16 protein-coding genes, 5 tRNA genes and 2 pseudogenes are annotated in these 17,555 nt (G+C 49.8%); 15 read left to right on the forward strand and 8 right to left on the reverse strand.

Going from position 1 to position 17,555, the window contains the following annotated elements:
• The first annotated feature begins 38 nt into the window (after positions 1-38).
• Positions 39-968 carry a L,D-transpeptidase gene (gene ldtA / locus ACLJPE_RS01120; RefSeq protein ID WP_001255047.1) on the forward strand — a complete coding sequence of 310 codons (930 nt, stop codon included), beginning with the start codon at positions 39-41 and terminating at the stop codon, positions 966-968.
• Positions 969-1,193: 225 nt separating this feature from the next.
• Here ldtA and ACLJPE_RS01125 read toward each other — a convergent pair.
• Positions 1,194-1,269 (reverse strand) — tRNA-Asn (locus ACLJPE_RS01125).
• A 159-nt stretch (positions 1,270-1,428) separates the two neighbouring features.
• Here ACLJPE_RS01125 and ACLJPE_RS01130 point away from each other — a divergent pair.
• The 4 genes and pseudogenes from ACLJPE_RS01130 (at position 1,429) to ACLJPE_RS01145 (ending at position 4,306) form a co-directional block, all read left to right on the forward strand.
• Positions 1,429-2,886, forward strand: a complete 1,458-nt coding sequence (locus tag ACLJPE_RS01130; RefSeq protein ID WP_001542574.1) for an EmmdR/YeeO family multidrug/toxin efflux MATE transporter — start codon at positions 1,429-1,431, stop codon at positions 2,884-2,886.
• Between the two features lie 140 nt (positions 2,887-3,026).
• Positions 3,027-3,102: transfer RNA gene (locus ACLJPE_RS01135), tRNA-Asn, on the forward strand.
• Positions 3,103-3,520: 418 nt separating this feature from the next.
• Positions 3,521-3,986: pseudogene (locus ACLJPE_RS01140) on the forward strand (STM2901 family protein).
• Entirely contained in the window at positions 3,980-4,306 is a 327-nt protein-coding gene (locus ACLJPE_RS01145; protein WP_000228161.1) for a DUF1493 family protein, read from the forward strand. Before ACLJPE_RS01140 ends, ACLJPE_RS01145 begins: the two are co-directional and overlap by 7 nt.
• Here ACLJPE_RS01145 and ACLJPE_RS01150 read toward each other — a convergent pair.
• Positions 4,295-4,456 carry a hypothetical protein gene (locus tag ACLJPE_RS01150; RefSeq protein WP_001531298.1) on the reverse strand — a complete coding sequence of 54 codons (162 nt, stop codon included), beginning with the start codon at positions 4,454-4,456 and terminating at the stop codon, positions 4,295-4,297. The genes ACLJPE_RS01145 and ACLJPE_RS01150 overlap by 12 nt on opposite strands.
• Positions 4,457-4,501: 45 nt before the next feature.
• Between ACLJPE_RS01150 and ACLJPE_RS01155 the strand changes: the two genes are divergently transcribed.
• Positions 4,502-5,956: an AMP nucleosidase gene (locus tag ACLJPE_RS01155; protein ID WP_000428191.1), complete on the forward strand. Its 1,455-nt coding sequence runs from the start codon at positions 4,502-4,504 to the stop codon at positions 5,954-5,956.
• A gap of 501 nt (positions 5,957-6,457) precedes the next feature.
• Here ACLJPE_RS01155 and ACLJPE_RS01160 read toward each other — a convergent pair.
• The 4 genes and pseudogenes from ACLJPE_RS01160 to mtfA form a co-directional block, all read right to left on the reverse strand.
• Positions 6,458-6,533 (reverse strand) — tRNA-Asn (locus tag ACLJPE_RS01160).
• A gap of 168 nt (positions 6,534-6,701) precedes the next feature.
• Positions 6,702-6,966 (reverse strand): annotated as a pseudogene (locus tag ACLJPE_RS01165) (Arm DNA-binding domain-containing protein); the annotation flags it as partial.
• 167 nt (positions 6,967-7,133) lie between these two features.
• Positions 7,134-7,209: transfer RNA gene (locus ACLJPE_RS01170), tRNA-Asn, on the reverse strand.
• Between the two features lie 100 nt (positions 7,210-7,309).
• Entirely contained in the window at positions 7,310-8,107 is a 798-nt protein-coding gene (gene mtfA / locus ACLJPE_RS01175; protein ID WP_000598918.1) for a DgsA anti-repressor MtfA, read from the reverse strand.
• A gap of 88 nt (positions 8,108-8,195) precedes the next feature.
• Here mtfA and ACLJPE_RS01180 point away from each other — a divergent pair.
• The 5 genes from ACLJPE_RS01180 to ACLJPE_RS01200 all read left to right on the forward strand — a co-directional run bounded on the left by ACLJPE_RS01180 (position 8,196) and on the right by ACLJPE_RS01200 (position 11,432).
• Positions 8,196-8,285: transfer RNA gene (locus tag ACLJPE_RS01180), tRNA-Ser, on the forward strand.
• A gap of 590 nt (positions 8,286-8,875) precedes the next feature.
• Positions 8,876-9,295, forward strand: a complete 420-nt coding sequence (locus ACLJPE_RS01185; RefSeq protein ID WP_000394197.1) for a translesion error-prone DNA polymerase V autoproteolytic subunit — start codon at positions 8,876-8,878, stop codon at positions 9,293-9,295.
• Positions 9,296-9,297: 2 nt separating this feature from the next.
• Complete coding sequence (locus tag ACLJPE_RS01190; RefSeq protein WP_039514021.1) at positions 9,298-10,566, forward strand: Y-family DNA polymerase; 1,269 nt, start codon at positions 9,298-9,300, stop codon at positions 10,564-10,566.
• Between the two features lie 454 nt (positions 10,567-11,020).
• Positions 11,021-11,233 carry a cold shock domain-containing protein gene (locus ACLJPE_RS01195; RefSeq protein WP_000208509.1) on the forward strand — a complete coding sequence of 71 codons (213 nt, stop codon included), beginning with the start codon at positions 11,021-11,023 and terminating at the stop codon, positions 11,231-11,233.
• 10 nt (positions 11,234-11,243) lie between these two features.
• Positions 11,244-11,432: a hypothetical protein gene (locus ACLJPE_RS01200; RefSeq protein ID WP_024131109.1), complete on the forward strand. Its 189-nt coding sequence runs from the start codon at positions 11,244-11,246 to the stop codon at positions 11,430-11,432.
• Between the two features lie 260 nt (positions 11,433-11,692).
• Here ACLJPE_RS01200 and ompS1 read toward each other — a convergent pair whose 3' ends face one another.
• Entirely contained in the window at positions 11,693-12,871 is a 1,179-nt protein-coding gene (gene ompS1 / locus ACLJPE_RS01205) for a porin OmpS1 (protein ID WP_039514025.1), read from the reverse strand.
• Between the two features lie 649 nt (positions 12,872-13,520).
• On the opposite strand from ompS1, the gene drpB reads away from it, so the two are divergent.
• From drpB to ACLJPE_RS01225, 4 genes are all read left to right on the forward strand, one after another.
• The gene (drpB, locus tag ACLJPE_RS01210) at positions 13,521-13,820 is read left to right on the forward strand and encodes a cell division protein DrpB (RefSeq protein ID WP_000107430.1); all 300 of its coding nucleotides are present in this window, start codon (positions 13,521-13,523) and stop codon (positions 13,818-13,820) included.
• 91 nt (positions 13,821-13,911) lie between these two features.
• On the forward strand, positions 13,912-14,607 hold the full coding sequence (locus ACLJPE_RS01215) for a phosphohydrolase (RefSeq protein ID WP_000377042.1): 696 nt from the start codon (positions 13,912-13,914) through the stop codon (positions 14,605-14,607).
• 73 nt (positions 14,608-14,680) lie between these two features.
• On the forward strand, positions 14,681-16,111 hold the full coding sequence (locus ACLJPE_RS01220) for a DNA cytosine methyltransferase (protein WP_001655552.1): 1,431 nt from the start codon (positions 14,681-14,683) through the stop codon (positions 16,109-16,111).
• Positions 16,092-16,562: a very short patch repair endonuclease gene (locus ACLJPE_RS01225; RefSeq protein WP_000785978.1), complete on the forward strand. Its 471-nt coding sequence runs from the start codon at positions 16,092-16,094 to the stop codon at positions 16,560-16,562. The genes ACLJPE_RS01220 and ACLJPE_RS01225 overlap by 20 nt, the downstream gene beginning before the upstream one ends.
• Here the strand turns inward: ACLJPE_RS01225 and yedA are convergent.
• A complete protein-coding gene (yedA, locus tag ACLJPE_RS01230) occupies positions 16,551-17,471 on the reverse strand; it encodes a drug/metabolite exporter YedA (protein ID WP_001212264.1) in 921 nt (306 codons plus the stop codon). The two genes, ACLJPE_RS01225 and yedA, sit on opposite strands and share 12 nt — an antisense overlap.
• Positions 17,472-17,555 lie beyond the last annotated feature (84 nt).

Consider the following 17,555-nt stretch of genomic DNA (forward strand, 5'->3'; position numbering starts at 1 on the left):
ACTTAACGCACACCTGCCGCGACAAAGGAAGGGATATAATGCGTCGTACCACACCTTTTTTTCCGTTTTTCGTCTTGTTGGTAAGCCATTTCTCGCTGGCTATAAGCTATCCGTTGCCGCCCGAAGGCAGTCGTCTGGTAGGACAGCCTGTCACAATCGCTGTACCGCAGAACAATACTCAGCCCTTAGAGTCATTTGCCGCCCGCTACGGTCAGGGACTGAGTAATATGCTTGAAGCGAATCCCGGCGTGGATGTGTTTTTACCTCAGTCTGGTTCCACACTGGTAGTGCCGCAGCAGTTGATTCTGCCTGACACCGTTCGTGAAGGTATTGTGGTAAACGTCGCCGAGATGCGCCTTTATTATTATCCCGCAGGCACGAATACGGTTGAGGTGCTACCCATTGGTATTGGTCAGGCTGGCCGTGAAACGCCGCGCAACTGGGTAACTGCGGTTGAACGCAAACAAGATGGCCCGGTTTGGGTGCCAACGGCTAATACGCGTCGGGAATATGCTAAAGAGGGAAAAACGCTGCCCGCGATGGTGCCTGCGGGGCCGGATAACCCTATGGGGCTATACGCAATATATATCGGCAGGTTATATGCCATCCATGGCACTAACGCTAACTTTGGCATTGGCCTTCGCGTCAGTCAGGGCTGTATCCGTTTACGCAATGACGATATTAAATATTTATTCGACCATGTTCCTGTAGGAACCCGCGTTCAGATTATCGACAGGCCCGTTAAATTTTCGGTAGAGCCGGATGGCAGCCGTTGGCTGGAGGTACACGAACCGCTTTCTCGCAACCGTGCTGAATTTGAGTCAGACAAAAAAGTTCCATTGCCCGTTACGCCAGTGCTGCGCACGTTTATCAAAGGGGCTGACGTTGATACTTCGCGGGTTAATGAGGTGCTGGAGCGCCGTTCCGGAATGCCGGTCAACATTAGCGCGGGCAGGTCTGGCCTTTAAATATCCTGCCACATTGCTGGTTTTCATGGGCTGGAGTATCTGTATTAGTAGTGAGTGTCATGGCAGGGGCTTCATTTTCTCAACGAACCGTGAGGCCCCCGATTAAGTCCCCAAAAACTATGGGTGTCAAAAAACCCGGCAAACCTTATCAGGTCAACCGGGTAAAGATAAGTTCTTGTTTTTTAAACGTCTCCGGACTCACCAGGATGTCCCGAAACTAAAATCTGGCTCCTCTGACTGGACTCGAACCAGTGACATACGGATTAACAGTCCGCCGTTCTACCGACTGAACTACAGAGGAATCGTGTGGGGTCGTATATTAGCGGCGGAAAAATTTTTGTCAAACCCCATTTAACCCCTTACAGATTCGATTGCGGGTTATCTCATCACTTTGTTGCATTTGCAGACATTTTTTCTGCAAAAAGCTTTGCAGCCTTACGATTTCTCGCTCATTATTGAAATGTGGTTTCAACTCTCTTCTTTAAGGTCCATTTTGAACGTCTCCACTGCCTTACGCCAGGTTGTCGTCCGTACGCCCTGGTATGCCAAACGCAAGAGTTACAAGGTGTTGTTCTGGCGTGAAATCACCCCACTTGCTATCCCCATTTTTCTGGAAAATACCTGTGTTTTGCTAATGGGCGTGCTCAGTACTTTTCTCGTCAGTTGGCTGGGCAAGGAAGCAATGGCGGGCGTGGGGCTTGCCGACAGTTTTAATATGGTAATTATGGCTTTTTTTGCGGCTATCGATCTTGGTACTACGGTGGTGGTCGCCTTTAGCCTCGGCAAGCGCGACAGGCGACGGGCAAGGGCGGCGGCGCGCCAGTCGCTGGTGATTATGACGCTATTTGCCGTTGTGCTGGCAGTGGTCATTCATTATTTCGGCAGTGAAATTATTAATATTGTCGCAGGCGAGGCGACGCCAGAAGTAAAGGGGCTGGCGTTAACGTACCTTGAACTGACGGTGCTGAGTTATCCGGCTGCGGCAATTGCGCTAATCGGTAGCGGCGCGCTGCGTGGGGCAGGGAATACGAAAATCCCGTTGATGATTAACGGCGGGATGAACATTCTCAATATTATCATCAGCAGCATCCTGATTTACGGGGCTTTCTCCTGGCAAGGGCTGGGTTTTGCCGGCGCGGGGCTGGGATTAACCATTTCGCGCTACATCGGCGCGGTAGCGATTATTTGGGTGCTGATGATTGGTTTTAATCCGGCGCTGCGCATTCCGCTGAAAAGCTATCTGAAGCCGCTGAATTTCGGCATTATCTGGGAAGTGATGGGTATCGGTATTCCGGCGAGCATTGAGTCAGTGCTGTTCAACGGTGGCAAGCTACTGACACAAATGTTTGTCGCCGGAATGGGCACTAACGTTATTGCGGGTAACTTTATTGCCTTTTCCGTGGCGGCGCTTATCAACCTGCCGGGTAACGCCCTTGGTTCGGCGTCGACTATTATCACTGGTAAGCGTCTTGGTACCGGGCAAATTGGTCAGGCAGAGCGTCAACTGCGCCATGTATTCTGGATGTCAACTATCGTACTTACGGCAATTGCCTGGGGGACAGCGCCGTTCGCGGGTCTGTTTGCCTCATTTTATACCCAGGAGCAGGACGTAAAAGAGGTAGTGAAAGTTCTGCTCTGGCTTAATGCTGCCTTTATGCCAATTTGGGCGGCCGCGTGGGTGTTGCCGTCGGGTTTTAAAGGCGCGCGCGATGTGCGATTTGCGATGTGGGTATCGATGCTGGGGATGTGGGGCTGTCGCGTTGTGGCAGGGTATACGCTTGGTATTGTGCTGGGTATGGGGGTTGTAGGGGTTTGGCTGGGGATGTTTCTTGACTGGGCCGTGCGCGGCGCGCTGTTTTACTGGCGTCTGGTAAGCGGGCGCTGGCTGTGGAGATACCCGCGCGTAAAGAGGGAGTAAGCGCTTTTTGCTGTGAAAATCATCAGGAAACGGTGAATTTTAACCGAAGTGTGGAATAAAACAGCAAACGAACTTTTTTTGTGAAAACAGGCTTTGACAAGCCAGGGGCACCTCGTTAATATTCGCCCCGTTCACACGATTCCTCTGTAGTTCAGTCGGTAGAACGGCGGACTGTTAATCCGTATGTCACTGGTTCGAGTCCAGTCAGAGGAGCCAGATTTTAGTTTCGGGACATCCTGGTGAGTCCGGAGACGTTTAAAAAACAAGAAATTATCTTTACCCGGTTGACCTGAGAAGGTTTGCCGGGTTTTTTGACATCCATAGTTTTTGGGGCTTAATCGGGGCCTCACGGTTCGTTGGAAAAATGGAGCCCCCGCCGATGGCATTAACCGATACCGCTATCCGCAAGATCAAACCCGTATCAGTATGCTGACATATAGATGTGTTCGGTTCAAACGGAGCGATCACACAAGCTTGCCAGGTGATGCCCCTGGTGGGAATCGCGACTGTCTCTTTCATCTGATTTCAGATATTTTCCGTGATCTTGATCCGTTCTTTCCCAAGAGATTGATTTCTTTCATTCGAAACAAGGCTGTACAATAAGTAAACCAAAATAGCAGCTATAGAGTTTCTAATGGATACAGTAGAAGAACTAAATGGAACATACTTCTATGCAGGAAAATCCAATCTGAATGCTGCCGAACTTCTGTTTATGATTTTTTGTGAGAATACCGCAAGCCAGTTTGGGATTGGTGTTGCAGATTTCGGGGCCGTTGTTGCTCTGGTATCAGGTCGCAATAATCTCTGGACAAGGGCGAAACCCGCTGGAGCGACTAAAGGCACATCATACGCGTCCAGGACTGCACGTGCAGTGTTTAAAAAGTCAAAATTTCCCTTTGGAATATCCCTTCCGACATGGTTAGGGCGGTTACACCCCGTGGACAGCCAGACGTGTTATGGTTCGTAACATTGCGCCGTTTGTTGGACGTTCCATTCCTTTGATCGGGGAAATTATCCTTGCCGCAGATGTGTCACAAATAACATATCGCACTATACGCGACTACAATACCATTGCTCGGGGCAATGATAAGTTATGGTAGACAATATTGAACAGCAAGTTTACGAGCTTGTACGGCCTTATGTTGGCACATATCTGTTCAACATTAAGCAAGTGGAATTAACACCAGAGATTGACCTTGATACTGATCTGAGCATTGATGAACTTGAAGCCGAAGATCTCATGAATAAATTCTTCGAGAAACTCAATGTCGAGCGAGGTAACTTCAGAATAGAAACCTATTTTCCTAATCACCCTTTTTCATGGCATCCGTTCAAGAAAACGGAGCCTGTACCCGTCCCAGATTTCACTATCAGCATGCTGATCGAGTCAGCAAAAGCCGGGAAATGGTTATATGACTAATTGTAATGAACTTAACAAATGGCTGTACCAGTACCCTTCTTTTTGAGCGATGATGGTGGCGCTAAGATAGTTCTCTTTTCTTTTTAAAGGGTTCATGTTTACTGCCGCCGCCCTTACGCTAACCCTTTTAGTTTCTTCCTTTGCTGTCATACTATCGAATGACGTGCCTCACCAGTGAACGCTAAGGAGAATAATATGGAAAATAAAGGCACAAACCTGACGCCCGAGCAGGCGCTGGATCGCCTGGAGGAGCTGTACGAGCAGTCGGTTAACGCGCTCCGTGAAGCCATCGCTGACTATGTTGATAACGGCACGCTGCCCGATCCCCATGCCAGGCTTAACGGACTGTTTGTTTATCCTTCGCTGTCTGTAAGCTGGGATGGCGCGACACCGAACCCGCCTAAAACACGCGCTTTTGGACGCTTTACTCATCCCGGCTGTTATACCACTACCGTTACGCGGCCTGCGCTATTTCGCGCTTATCTTCTGGAACAGCTTAACCTCGTTTATCATGATTATGGCGCGCATATTGCGGTGGAGGCCTCGCACCATGAGATCCCGTATCCTTACGTGATTGACGGCTCAGCTCTGACGCTGGATCGTTCTATGAGCGCCGGGCTAACGCGCCATTTTCCTACCACAGAACTGGCGCAGATTGGCGATGAGACGGCAGACGGTCTGTTCCACCCCGGCGAATTCTATCCGTTATCGCACTTCGACGCGCGTCGTGTTGACTTCTCGTTGGCCCGGTTACGGCACTATACCGGTACGCCGGTTGAACATTTTCAGCCCTTCGTTTTGTTTACCAACTACACCCGCTATGTCGATGAGTTTGTGCGCTGGGGATGCAGCCAAATTCTTGATCCTGACAGCCCCTATATCGCGCTTTCCTGTGCCGGCGGAATTTGGATCACGGCAGAAACGGAAGCGCCGGAAGAGGCTATTTCCGATCTGGCCTGGAAGAAGCATCAGATGCCCGCCTGGCACCTGGTAACGGCAGATGGGCAGGGGATTACGCTGGTAAATATTGGTGTCGGCCCTTCAAATGCTAAAACGATTTGCGACCATTTGGCCGTGTTGCGGCCTGACGTCTGGCTTATGATTGGGCACTGTGGAGGGTTACGAGAAAGTCAGGCGATTGGCGATTATGTGCTGGCCCATGCCTACTTACGCGATGATCATGTGCTGGATGCTGTTCTGCCGCCTGATATTCCTATTCCAAGCATTGCGGAAGTACAGCGTGCGCTGTACGACGCTACCAAAGCGGTTAGCGGAATGCCCGGCGAAGAGGTGAAACAGCGACTGCGCACGGGAACAGTCGTCACCACGGATGATCGTAACTGGGAGCTTCGTTATTCCGCATCGGCGCTGCGATTCAACCTTAGCCGCGCGGTTGCGATTGATATGGAGAGCGCGACGATTGCAGCCCAGGGCTATCGCTTTCGTGTGCCTTACGGCACGTTGCTTTGTGTTTCTGACAAACCTTTACACGGTGAAATTAAACTGCCCGGGCAGGCAAACCGGTTTTATGAGGGGGCTATTTCAGAACATTTGCAAATTGGTATTCGTGCTATTGATTTGCTACGCGCAGAAGGTGATCGTTTGCACTCACGTAAATTACGCACGTTTAATGAGCCACCGTTTCGCTAACGAAATGAGCTGTCGCCTGCTGTTGGACAGGAGCGGAAGAGGCGTATTTATATGATATGGAAAGTGGCTGAATGAAGCCTTAGCGGGAGGCGATTCCGCATCCCGCTAAGGCCTTATTGTGCCGCGAGCTTCATCACCATCGCCGGAGACCTGTCGCCGATAATCACGTCTACGCCAGGAAACGCGCCGGAAGGCGAAAACATTGCGCCACACTTCACGCTCCTTGAGCGCCTGACCCACAAGCCCGGATTGACAAGCAGATACAATCGTGTGAATCGATCAGTTTAAAGGGGTTATCAAAAGGCTTGATACTGCGGATTTTCGTGTCGGACAGGAATATAGGGTGGTCACGCCATTATCGAACTGAAATGGCCCCAAATCAGACCACTAATTTCGCCGGATACGCAGGAAAAACCAGACACACATCGGGAAAGATTTTCACGCTAACTTATTGGAACCTAACTGAATAGTGACTTATAAGTACGCCTGAAAACAGGAATTTGGCTCCTCTGACTGGACTCGAACCAGTGACATACGGATTAACAGTCCGCCGTTCTACCGACTGAACTACAGAGGAATCGTGTGAACGGGGCGCATAGTAACGATGTGTGATCGGCTTGTCAAAGGGGGAAATAAGATTACGCGTTTGTTTGCTGACAAAAACAACAAAGCGTTGAAGTTTTGATCTAATCCCTGCTTTGCCCCGGCATGGCGCAACTTTGTCTGTAATTACACAAGTCAAATTTTCCTGAAGGATTTTTTCATCAGCCTGTTTTTTTGCGTTCGGGTCAATCCCCTGAGCCAGCTACCTTTTAGCCTCGTCACGGCATTATCTGGCATCGGCAAGCGATACAGCAGGGTAAACCCCAATGGAAAACACCTCCTGATTGCCATAATAGCGGTAGCCCAACAGCCAGTATTTCGAACCGATAGAGGCCAAACCCGTCAGTGAGCTTGACAGCCTTTTCCGCTGGTCTGGCATTTTTTACTTTGGTATCAGTCAGTGACATGACGGTTCCCTCGGCGTACCGATAAAACGCAAATCGAACCAGCTTTACCAGCAAAAGGGTATGGTTTCGAATGATTTTTAGTGAACGAGGGTGAGCCTGAAGAAGGAGATAACCAGTTGATATAAATGCAGAAAGCAGACGTCAGTGAACGTCTGCTTCCCTAAATTTGGCTCCTCTGACTGGACTCGAACCAGTGACATACGGATTAACAGTCCGCCGTTCTACCGACTGAACTACAGAGGAATTGTTTCAACGAGGCGCATAATACTGGGCCCGCTATAACGTGTCAACAGTAAAATTAACGCGCCAATTCAATTGGTTAATTAACCCACAAAGTGAGGAATTAATGTTCGGATTCCTCGCCGTAGTCGCCTTCGGCAGCGTTTACCCGTAAGCGCTGAGAAGGATCCTGGCGATAGAACTGGCAAAAACGCTGCCATAGCGCCGGGAAACGTGGAGCAAACAGTTCTGGCGCGCTGAAAAAATACTCTGACAACACGGCAAAACATTCTGCAGGGTCGGTGGCGGCATAGGCATCTATACTGGCAGCGCTTTCGCCAACAAGATCGATTTCATCCTGAATATTATTCATTGCCGCGTGGAGATCGTGTTCCCAGCCAGCCACATCGCGCAACGGGATGAAAGGGATGCCGCTGGCGCGATCGCCATTACGCATATCCAGTTTGTGCGCGACTTCATGAATAATGAGGTTGAAACCTGAAGCATCGAACGAGTCCTGGATATCCAGCCAGTTCAGAATGATGGGCCCTTGTTGCCAGCTTTGCCCCGACTGTACGACACGCTGGCTGTGCACCAGACCTATGTCATCTTCCCATTCATCATCTACCACAAAGGGCGCGGGATAAATGAGCACTTCATGAAAACCATCAAGCCACTCAATACCGAGCTCCAGGATCGGTAAGCAAAAAATTAACGCAATACGTGCACTTTTTAACGAGTCGAGCTCAAATCCCTGTAGCGCTACCAGTCTTTTCTGCTGCAAAAAACGTTCGGCTAGCGCAATAAGCCGAGCCTGTTCTTGCGCGGTGAGGTTTACCAGAAGAGGTATAGCCAGCGCATCATCCCACGGCCAGTCTTCGTTCTGGGTTATTTCTTGTGCTTTCCAGGGCCACTTAATCATCGTTTTGCTCGTAAACTCGTCACTTGAACAAAATTACCCGAATAGGGTCTGTTAAAATGCCAAATTACCTGGCATCATTGCAATATACGGAGAGATGCCGGAGCGGCTGAACGGACCGGTCTCGAAAACCGGAGTAGGGGCAACTCTACCGGGGGTTCAAATCCCCCTCTCTCCGCCACAATTCAAACACTTAGCTCGTCTTCTTTCAGCGATCAGTCTCACACTTAGAATACACTTAGAATATTCTGTTAGAATATTACGTGAAAAACGTATCGCCATCTTATGCTTTTTCTGCCAGAAGAGGGGCCAGGGATAGTGTGATTTTTACTTTTCGATCATAAGTCAACTCCTGGTTTTCTGCCCCCGCTCTTTCGCCGTACCCCATCTGGATTAATATTGATGTCACTAGCGGCGATTTAACGCCGTCGTCCTCGGTAATCGTCGCCCCCGGCCTGTTGCCCGAAATGTTCCCCTGTAGACATGGGCGCAGGGCGAAAGATTAATTGCTGTCAGGGAAACGCGCTGGCGCGTGGCGATAATTTACGCTGCGGGGCTGTCGACGCTGTACAGAAAATGTGGCCTCCAGACTGGCTTAAATATGCGCACATGACAATACAACCAGAAAATTTACAAAACCCATAATTTGAACTGAGAGAGAAACTTACAAACGAAACGACGAAGATTTAAACAGCCGTAGCGATTCCGGTATCTTGCGCGCATGTTCAAATAATACTACTGTATATAAAAACAGTATTCGAGGTATGGATTATGGAATTTTTCAGACCTACAGAGTTGCGCGAAATTATTCCTCTCCCATTTTTCAGTTACTTAGTGCCGTGTGGATTCCCCAGCCCCGCAGCGGACTACATTGAGCAGCGTATCGATCTTAATGAGTTGCTCGTTTCTCATCCCAGCTCAACATATTTTGTCAAAGCCACGGGTGATTCAATGATTGAAGCAGGCATCAGCGACGGCGACCTGCTGGTGGTGGATAGCTCACGGAACGCTGACCACGGTGACATTGTAATTGCGGCAATTGAAGGAGAGTTCACCGTAAAACGGTTGCAGTTGCGCCCGACAGTGCAGCTAATCCCCATGAACGGCGCCTATCGACCTATACCTGTCGGCAGTGAAGACACGCTCGACATATTTGGGGTGGTGACCTTTATCATTAAAGCGGTCAGTTGATTATGTTCGCGCTCTGCGATGTTAATAGCTTTTACGCCTCCTGCGAAACGGTCTTTCGTCCTGATTTATGTGGCCGACCGGTGGTGGTGTTATCAAACAATGATGGCTGCGTTATCGCGTGTAGCGCTGAGGCGAAACAGCTCGGTATCGCACCAGGTGAGCCATACTTCAAACAGAAAGAACGCTTCCGGCGATCCGGTGTTGTTTGCTTCAGCAGTAATTACGAGCTTTACGCTGATATGTCGAACCGGGTAATGACCACACTCGAGGAGATGGTGCCGCGGGTAGAAATTTACAGCATTGATGAGGCTTTTTGTGATCTGACGGGGGTACGAAACTGCCGGGATCTGACAGATTTCGGGCACGAGATAAGAGCGACGGTCTTGAAGCGCACGCACCTGACTGTCGGTGTAGGCATTGCCCAGACGAAAACCCTTGCCAAGCTGGCTAATCATGCTGCGAAAAAGTGGCAGCGCCAGACCGGCGGGGTGGTTGACCTATCGAACATCGATCGCCAGCGTCGGCTGCTAGCCCTGATACCCGTAGAGGATGTCTGGGGTGTCGGCAGGCGTATCAGTAAGAAGCTCAATGCCCTGGGCATCAAGACTGCTCTCGATCTCTCTGAACAAAGTATCTGGATCATCAGGAAACACTTCAATGTCGTGCTGGAGCGTACCGTGAGAGAGCTTCGCGGAGAGCCATGTCTGGAGCTTGAAGAGTTTGCGCCGGCAAAGCAGGAAATCGTTTGTAGCCGCTCTTTCGGCGAGCGGGTCACAGACTATGAAGAAATGCGCCAGGCTATTTACAGCTACGCTGCGCGCGCGGCAGAAAAACTCCGCGGCGAGCACCAGTACTGCCGTTTCATCTCAACATTCGTCAAAACATCACCCTTTGCCCTGAACGAGCCCTACTACGGTAACAGCGCCGCGGTGACGCTTCTCACCCCCACGCAGGATTCACGCGACATTATCAATGCGGCTGTGAAGTGCCTGGATAAAATCTGGCGCGACGGCCATCGCTACCAGAAAGCGGGGGTGATGCTGGGTGACTTCTTCAGTCAGGGCGTAGCGCAACTCAACCTTTTCGACGATAACGCGCCGCGCGCCGGTAGTGAGAAGCTGATGGAAGTACTGGACCATCTTAACGCAAAAGCCGGGAAGGGGACGCTGTACTTCGCCGGGCAGGGGATGTCGCAACAGTGGGCTATGAAGCGAGAAATGCTTTCGCCTCGGTACACCACAAGATACTCTGATCTACTGCGTGTTAAGTAACTTGTGCGATCAATGCCTGAGATGGTTGCCAAATCATCCCCGTTCTCTAACCGGTTTTGGTCGCACAAGATCACAGGAACCTCTCACGATGAGGCGCATGTATCCTGGTTTACGACATAAGTAAATGTGGCGCGTTTATTGCCAGGTAGGCGTTGTGAGACGTCACTTATTTACGCCAGGTTTCAGCCGTAGCGACAGGCATGGATAAAAAGAGTATGGCAATCAGCGTGATAATGATAAAAAACAATTAATATTTTTTTAACAAAACTAAAGCTTGCTATGTGCAGTTAACCATGCGTTAATGGTTGTGCGGTTTGATACAAACTTATCTGAAGTAGTGATTGTAATATTTCTCATCATTTGTTCCTCTTGAGATCTCCTTTAGGTTTTTTTCTCTCTGATAATTTTCTTCAGGCCATTTTGCCCAAGGGCTCATTCAAAAGGTAACAATATTATGACGACGAAAATCACTGGTTTAGTAAAATGGTTTAACCCTGAAAAGGGCTTTGGTTTCATTACGCCTAAAGATGGCAGCAAAGATGTGTTTGTGCATTTTTCCGCCATTCAAAGTAATGAATTCCGCACTCTGAATGAAAATCAGGAAGTGGAGTTTTCAGTAGAGCAGGGACCAAAAGGTCCATCAGCGGTCAACGTTGTGGCGCTTTAAGGCAACTGATATTACTAATAAAATTCACTTCCGGTGTCCATGTTGCCATGGTTCACAATACAGAACATCGACATTCGATGTTACTGAGCAAAACCCGTTTGGCGCGAAATGTATTTTTTGTAAGTCAACCATGATCACTTTTGATAATGTTGGATTATACATTCGCTCAGGACAGGTTCCGCCAGATTTTAGAAAATAATTCATATTAGCTCCGTACAGGAGCTTTTTTTATGCCCGGATGATTATCATCTATAGACGCTGACATCCATCATCTATAGTGGCATTTACCTTTCCCCAAAGGTGTTATTTCTCTTGCAGACAGCGCCTGAAAAGAGCGACGTTGTCTTCATCTATCCGATGAAGCCAGGTCACCTGTCTTTGCGCCGTTATCCGTTATTTAATTCTTGCCCTATAATAACAAGCCCGCGCTAAGCACGGGCTTGAATAACATAAAGCGTCTTAGAACTGGTAGACCAGACCAACACCTACGATATCATCAGTTGCAATACCGTTGTTTGCGTAGAAGTCATCATCTTCGTCCAGCAGGTTGATTTTATAATCAACGTAGGTGGACATATTTTTGTTGAAGTAGTAAGTCATACCGACGTCAACATATTTAACCAGATCTTTGTTGGTGTAACGCCAGTTGCCACGATGGACTTCCTGACCGCCTAAATCTTTGCCCTTAGACTGCAAGTAGGCGATGGACGGACGCAGACCGAAATCGAACTGATACTGCGCAACCACTTCAAAGTTCTGAGTTTTGTTAGCAATACCGCCATTATCTTCGCCATTGCCGCCGCCATAATAGGTCATGTTGCGGGTTTCAGCGTACATCGCCGCCAGGTAAACATTGTAGGCGTCATATTTGGCACCTACAGTCCAGGCTTCAGCGGTTTCACCACCAGCATAGTTGTTGCGCTCATTCATGCCGTCGCCATAACCACGAGCAACCTGATTGTCCGTACGGTCAGAGGAAGAGTAGGCCGCACCCAGGCTTAACCCGAAGTCAAAGTCGTAGGAGGCAGACATACCGAAACCGTCGCCGTTTTCACGGGCCAGTTTGCGGCTGCCGCCGTTACCTGTACCTTCACCAGCACCGCCATTTTCATTATTACCCTGGTACTGCAACGCGAAGTTCAGGCCTTCCACCAGACCGAAGAAGTCGGTATTACGGTAGGTAGCAACGCCGTTGGTTCTGCCCAGCATATAGACATCGGTCTGGGTATAAGTATCACCGCCGAATTCCGGCAGCGCATCGGTCCAGGCTTCAATGTCGTAGATAACACCATAGTTACGGCCATAATCGAAAGAACCGTACTCGCCGAATTTCAGACCGGCAAAGCCCAGACGAGTCCAGGAGTTTGCACCTTCGCCTTCGGTGGTGTTTACCTTAATGTTGTATTCCCACTGACCATAGCCGGTCAGCATATCGTTAATCTGCGTTTCGCCTTTAAAGCCAAAACGGGCGTAGGACTGGTCGCCGTCGTCGCCTGCATTGTCAGAGAAGTAACGCAGACCATCAACTTTGCCGTACAGGTCGAGTTTGTTGCCATTTTTATTATAAACTTCAGCCGCATTTGCTGCGCCTGCCACTAATAACGCCGGGACAAGCAGTGCCAGAACTTTTCTGTTCATTATGTATTCCCTTATGATAATAATTTATATGAATATGTAGCCACTTCAACAAAACTACAAATTGATACTATTCTATGAAGTTCATGGAATTTAAAAAATAACATGTAACAAAGGTATTTAAAATATTTCAATTTGTTTCTGTTTGGTTTTTTATAATACAGACTATATAAGTAACTAAGAATATATATTCTATAATTATCATTTTTTATCAATGGGTTATGTGTTTTGATTTGATGTTTTTTGGCGTGAATATAATTTGTTTTTTATATGTATTTCATGATTTGATTATGAAAAAGCATAAAAAAAACCGGCATAAATGCCGGTAATGTGGGTAATGATAAAATAAATGATAAAAGGCTAATAACCGAATCATTCTGACATTTAATGCTAATAAAATAAAACGCTATCGCGGTGCGTAAAAATAAGTTGTTCTGGTTATGGGTTATTCTGCATCAGAGTGCGATTCAATCACCATTCCCTTATTTAACAGCAGGTTCAGCGCCAGGCGTAACATTAACTGAGAATAAACTATTTGTGGAATGAATAACCAAAACAGGTGGATAAGGTATTCTATGGTCGAAATGTGACTAATGTCACATTATAATGTAATTAATGTCATATGACTTACATCACAAAAGCGGAGTAAAGTTTGAGTACCAGGGAGGACAACGCCACCCGTAGCATGGGTGGCAAATTAGCGTTATGGGTTTTTTATACCTTTTGCGGCTACTTCATCTGGGCGATGGCGCGTTGCGTGTGGCTGATGTCCGCCATACAAACCGAGCCGGTTCTCGGCCCAATCAGCACTCCTGGCAGCGCAACGGAAAAATGGCTTAACGCGCTTTCGCTGGGCGTCGTCTGGCTTATTCTGGGGAGTATTGCCTGGTATACCCGGCCTCGCAAAAACAGGGCTTATCCCGCCGACACTAAGCCAGAAACGCGCAAGTAAGCAGGGATGTAAAGTGGTGGCGGATATGTCAGGATAGCGAACCCTGTGCTCAGGCATGTAATAAAAATGGTCTGCTATAAAGAGAGGGCGTATGGACTCAGGATACTGGCAATCGCAGTTTGAAGACTGGCTACGTCACCACCATCAGGAACAGGATGCCGCCCATGACATCTTCCATTTTCGTCGTGTTTGGGCAACCGCGCAAACGCTGGGGGAAAACAGTCCTGTCGACTGGCTGGTGGTGCTATCGGCATGTTATTTCCATGACATCGTCAGCCTGGCGAAAAATCATCCGCAGCGGCATCGTTCTTCCATTCTGGCGGCGGCAGAAACCCGGCGTATTTTTCTGCGGGATTTTCCTGACTTTCCGGCAGAAAAACTGGCGGGCATTTGTCATGCTATCGAAGCGCATAGCTTCAGCGCAAAAATTGCGCCTACCACGCCAGAGGCAAAAATCGTGCAGGATGCAGACAGGCTGGAGGCGTTGGGCGCCATTGGTCTGGCGCGGGTCTTCGCGGTCTCCGGCGCGCTGGGCGTCGCGCTGTTTGATGCCGACGATCCCTTTGCCGACAGACGGCCTCTTAACGATAAGCAATTCGCGCTCGACCATTTTCAAACCAAACTGCTGAAACTGCCGCTGACGATGCAGACCGAACGGGGCAAGTACCTGGCGCAGCGTAATGCGGATTTTCTGGTGTCGTACATGGCGAAACTGAGCGCTGAGCTGAAAGGCGACTATGAAACACGGGATGAGGCGGTCATCCAGATGTTTGCTACGCATCAGTAACCCCTGCCGCTGAAACGTAAACCGCGTCATTTTATGTTAGTCTGTCGGCAATTATTTTTGGCCGGTTAAATGTATGCAGGAAAATATTTCAGTAACACACGCCCGGAACCTCATCGCCGACGACGCCGGAAGCGAGATCCAGGCGATGCTGAGTCAATTGCTGGAAATCTATGATGTTAAAACGCTGGTGGCGCACCTTAACGGCCTGGGCGAGCAGCACTGGAGCCCGGCCATCTTCAAGCGCGTAATGATGAACGCGGCATGGCATCGCTTGAGCGACAATGAACTCACCTGTCTTAAAACAGGGTTGCCGACGCCGCCAGCGCATCATCCGCATTACGCCTTTCGTTTTATCGATCTCTTCGCGGGCATCGGCGGCATTCGCCGCGGATTTGAAGCGATAGGCGGACAGTGCGTGTTTACCAGCGAATGGAATAAGCACGCGGTACGGACATATAAAGCGAACTATTTTTGCGATCCGCTGCAACATCGCTTTAATGAAGATATCCGCGATATCACGTTGAGCCACCGGGAAGGGGTCAGCGATGATGAGGCGGCGGAACACATTCGCCAGCATATTCCGCAACATGATGTCCTGCTGGCGGGCTTTCCCTGTCAGCCATTTTCTCTGGCGGGCGTTTCCAAGAAAAATGCGCTGGGCCGCGCCCACGGCTTTGCCTGCGAGACTCAGGGGACGTTATTTTTTGATGTCGTAAGAATTATCGACGCTCGCCGCCCCGCGCTGTTTGTGCTGGAAAATGTGAAAAACCTTAAAAGTCACGACCAGGGCAACACCTTCCGCATTATTATGCAAACGCTCGATGAACTGGGATATGACGTGGCGGATGCCGCTGACAATGGCCCGGACGATCCGAAAATTATCGACGGGCAGCACTTTCTTCCTCAGCATCGGGAACGTATTGTGTTGGTGGGATTCCGCCGCGATTTAAACCTGAAAACCGATTTTACGTTACGCAATATCGCCCGCTGTTATCCACTGCGCCGTCCGACGCTGGCAGAACTGCTGGAGCCCGTCGTCGAAGCCAAATATATCCTGACGCCGGTGCTGTGGAAATATTTATATCGCTACGCGAAAAAGCACCAGGCGCGGGGAAACGGTTTTGGCTATGGCATGGTTTATCCTGACAATCCGGAAAGTGTGGCGCGCACGTTATCTGCTCGTTACTACAAAGATGGCGCCGAAATTCTGATCGATCGTGGTTGGGATATGGCGAAAGGCGAAGTGGATTTCGACGATGCTGGCAACCAACAACATCGTCCCCGCCGACTCACGCCGAGAGAGTGCGCGCGTTTAATGGGATTTGAGGCGCCGCAAACGTACCAGTTCAGGATACCTGTCTCGGATACGCAGGCCTATCGCCAGTTTGGCAATTCCGTGGTGGTGCCGGTATTTGCCGCGGTAGCAAAGCTGCTGGAACCCAAAATTCACCAGGCGGTGACGCTGCGTCAGAGAGAGACGGTAGATGGCGGACGTTCACGATAAAGCCACGCGCAGTAAAAATATGCGCGCGATAGCGACCCGCGATACGGCTATTGAAAAACGTCTTGCCGGCCTGCTAAGCGCGCAGGGGATTACGTTTCATACTCAGGACGCGACATTACCAGGCAAGCCGGACTTTGTGGTGAATGACTATGATTGTGTGATTTTTACTCACGGCTGCTTTTGGCATCATCACCACTGTTATCTGTTCAAAGTACCGGCCACGCGAACGGCTTTCTGGCTGGAAAAAATCGGTAAGAACGTTGAGCGCGATGAGCGCGATATTCAGCGTTTACAGGCGCTTGGCTGGCGGGTGCTGATCGTCTGGGAGTGCGCCTTGCGCGGACGAGCGAAATTGAGCGACGCGGCGTTGGCGGAGCGCCTGGAAGAGTGGATCTGCGGCGGCGGCGCCAGCGCGCAGATCGACACCCAGGGGATTCATCTACTGGCGTGAATCTTCCGTTTTACACGGCGTGACCACCGCCTTGACAGGAAACAGGTACTTACCCAGAGTCACCAGCACTACGGCAAACACAATCACACCCAGCGCGGCCCATTCAACGGGCGATAACCTCTCGCCGCCCAGGCCAGTGCCAAGCAACACGGCGACAACCGGATTCACATAGGCGTAGCTGGTCGCCAGCGCCGGACTGACGTTGCGAATCAGGTACATATAGGCATTAATGGCGATAATAGAACCGAACAACGCCAGGTAGCCGACGGCCATAAACCCCGATAAGCCAGGCAGCGTGGCGAGCTTTTCGCCGGAAAGAAATGCCGCGCAAAGCAATACCACGCCCGCCGCCAGCATTTCAATCGCGCCCGCCATCATGCCCACAGGGAGGGCGATGCGCGAGCCGTAAACGGAACCAAATGCCCAGCTCATCGAACCTATCAGGATCAAAATCGCGCCCCACGGATTGCCGCTTAAATTGCCGCCGCTGTTCAGCAGAATAATCCCGGCAAGTCCAATGGCAATCCCCACCCATTCTAATTTGCGCGTTTTAATACCAAAAAAGTAGCTAAAGCACAGCGTAAATAGCGGGACAGTGGCGACCACGACGGCAGCAATGCCTGATGGCACGTTTTGATGCTCCGCCACCGTCACCAGACCGTTACCCACCGCCAGCAGCAGTAGACCAATCAGCGCGGCGTTGATGGTCTGGCGCAGCGGCGGAAGTTTTTCGCCGCGCAGCAGCAAAAACGCCATGAGCAACATCCCCGCCGAGAGAAAACGTACGCCTGCCATCATCAGCGGCGGCCAGCTTTCAACGCCTATGCGGATAACAAAATAGGTAGACCCCCAAATGATGTACAAGGCAAAAAGCGCGCCAAAAAGAGGTAATAACTGCCGGAAACGCATAATCACTCACGGTGAAATAAAAAGGGTGAATATAGTAAACGTCAAAATTATTATGCTGGCGAGCATTATAATTGTCCTTTTGGA

This window comes from Salmonella sp. SAL04196 (genome assembly GCF_046550835.1).
Taxonomy (GTDB): Bacteria; Pseudomonadota; Gammaproteobacteria; order Enterobacterales; family Enterobacteriaceae; genus Salmonella; species Salmonella enterica.

Excerpts from the sequence above, each read along its gene's own strand:
- ldtA (WP_001255047.1), top strand. The coding sequence starts at position 39 with ATGCGTCGTACCACACCTTTTTTTCCGTTTTTCGTCTTGTTGGTAAGC.
- ACLJPE_RS01130 (WP_001542574.1), top strand. The coding sequence starts at position 1,429 with ATGTGGTTTCAACTCTCTTCTTTAAGGTCCATTTTGAACGTCTCCACT.
- ACLJPE_RS01145 (WP_000228161.1), top strand. The coding sequence starts at position 3,980 with ATGGTAGACAATATTGAACAGCAAGTTTACGAGCTTGTACGGCCTTAT.
- ACLJPE_RS01150 (WP_001531298.1), bottom strand. The coding sequence starts at position 4,456 with ATGACAGCAAAGGAAGAAACTAAAAGGGTTAGCGTAAGGGCGGCGGCA.
- ACLJPE_RS01155 (WP_000428191.1), top strand. The coding sequence starts at position 4,502 with ATGGAAAATAAAGGCACAAACCTGACGCCCGAGCAGGCGCTGGATCGC.
- mtfA (WP_000598918.1), bottom strand. The coding sequence starts at position 8,107 with ATGATTAAGTGGCCCTGGAAAGCACAAGAAATAACCCAGAACGAAGAC.
- ACLJPE_RS01185 (WP_000394197.1), top strand. The coding sequence starts at position 8,876 with ATGGAATTTTTCAGACCTACAGAGTTGCGCGAAATTATTCCTCTCCCA.
- ACLJPE_RS01190 (WP_039514021.1), top strand. The coding sequence starts at position 9,298 with ATGTTCGCGCTCTGCGATGTTAATAGCTTTTACGCCTCCTGCGAAACG.
- ACLJPE_RS01195 (WP_000208509.1), top strand. The coding sequence starts at position 11,021 with ATGACGACGAAAATCACTGGTTTAGTAAAATGGTTTAACCCTGAAAAG.
- ompS1 (WP_039514025.1), bottom strand. The coding sequence starts at position 12,871 with ATGAACAGAAAAGTTCTGGCACTGCTTGTCCCGGCGTTATTAGTGGCA.
- ACLJPE_RS01215 (WP_000377042.1), top strand. The coding sequence starts at position 13,912 with ATGGACTCAGGATACTGGCAATCGCAGTTTGAAGACTGGCTACGTCAC.
- ACLJPE_RS01220 (WP_001655552.1), top strand. The coding sequence starts at position 14,681 with ATGCAGGAAAATATTTCAGTAACACACGCCCGGAACCTCATCGCCGAC.
- ACLJPE_RS01225 (WP_000785978.1), top strand. The coding sequence starts at position 16,092 with ATGGCGGACGTTCACGATAAAGCCACGCGCAGTAAAAATATGCGCGCG.
- yedA (WP_001212264.1), bottom strand. The coding sequence starts at position 17,471 with ATGCGTTTCCGGCAGTTATTACCTCTTTTTGGCGCGCTTTTTGCCTTG.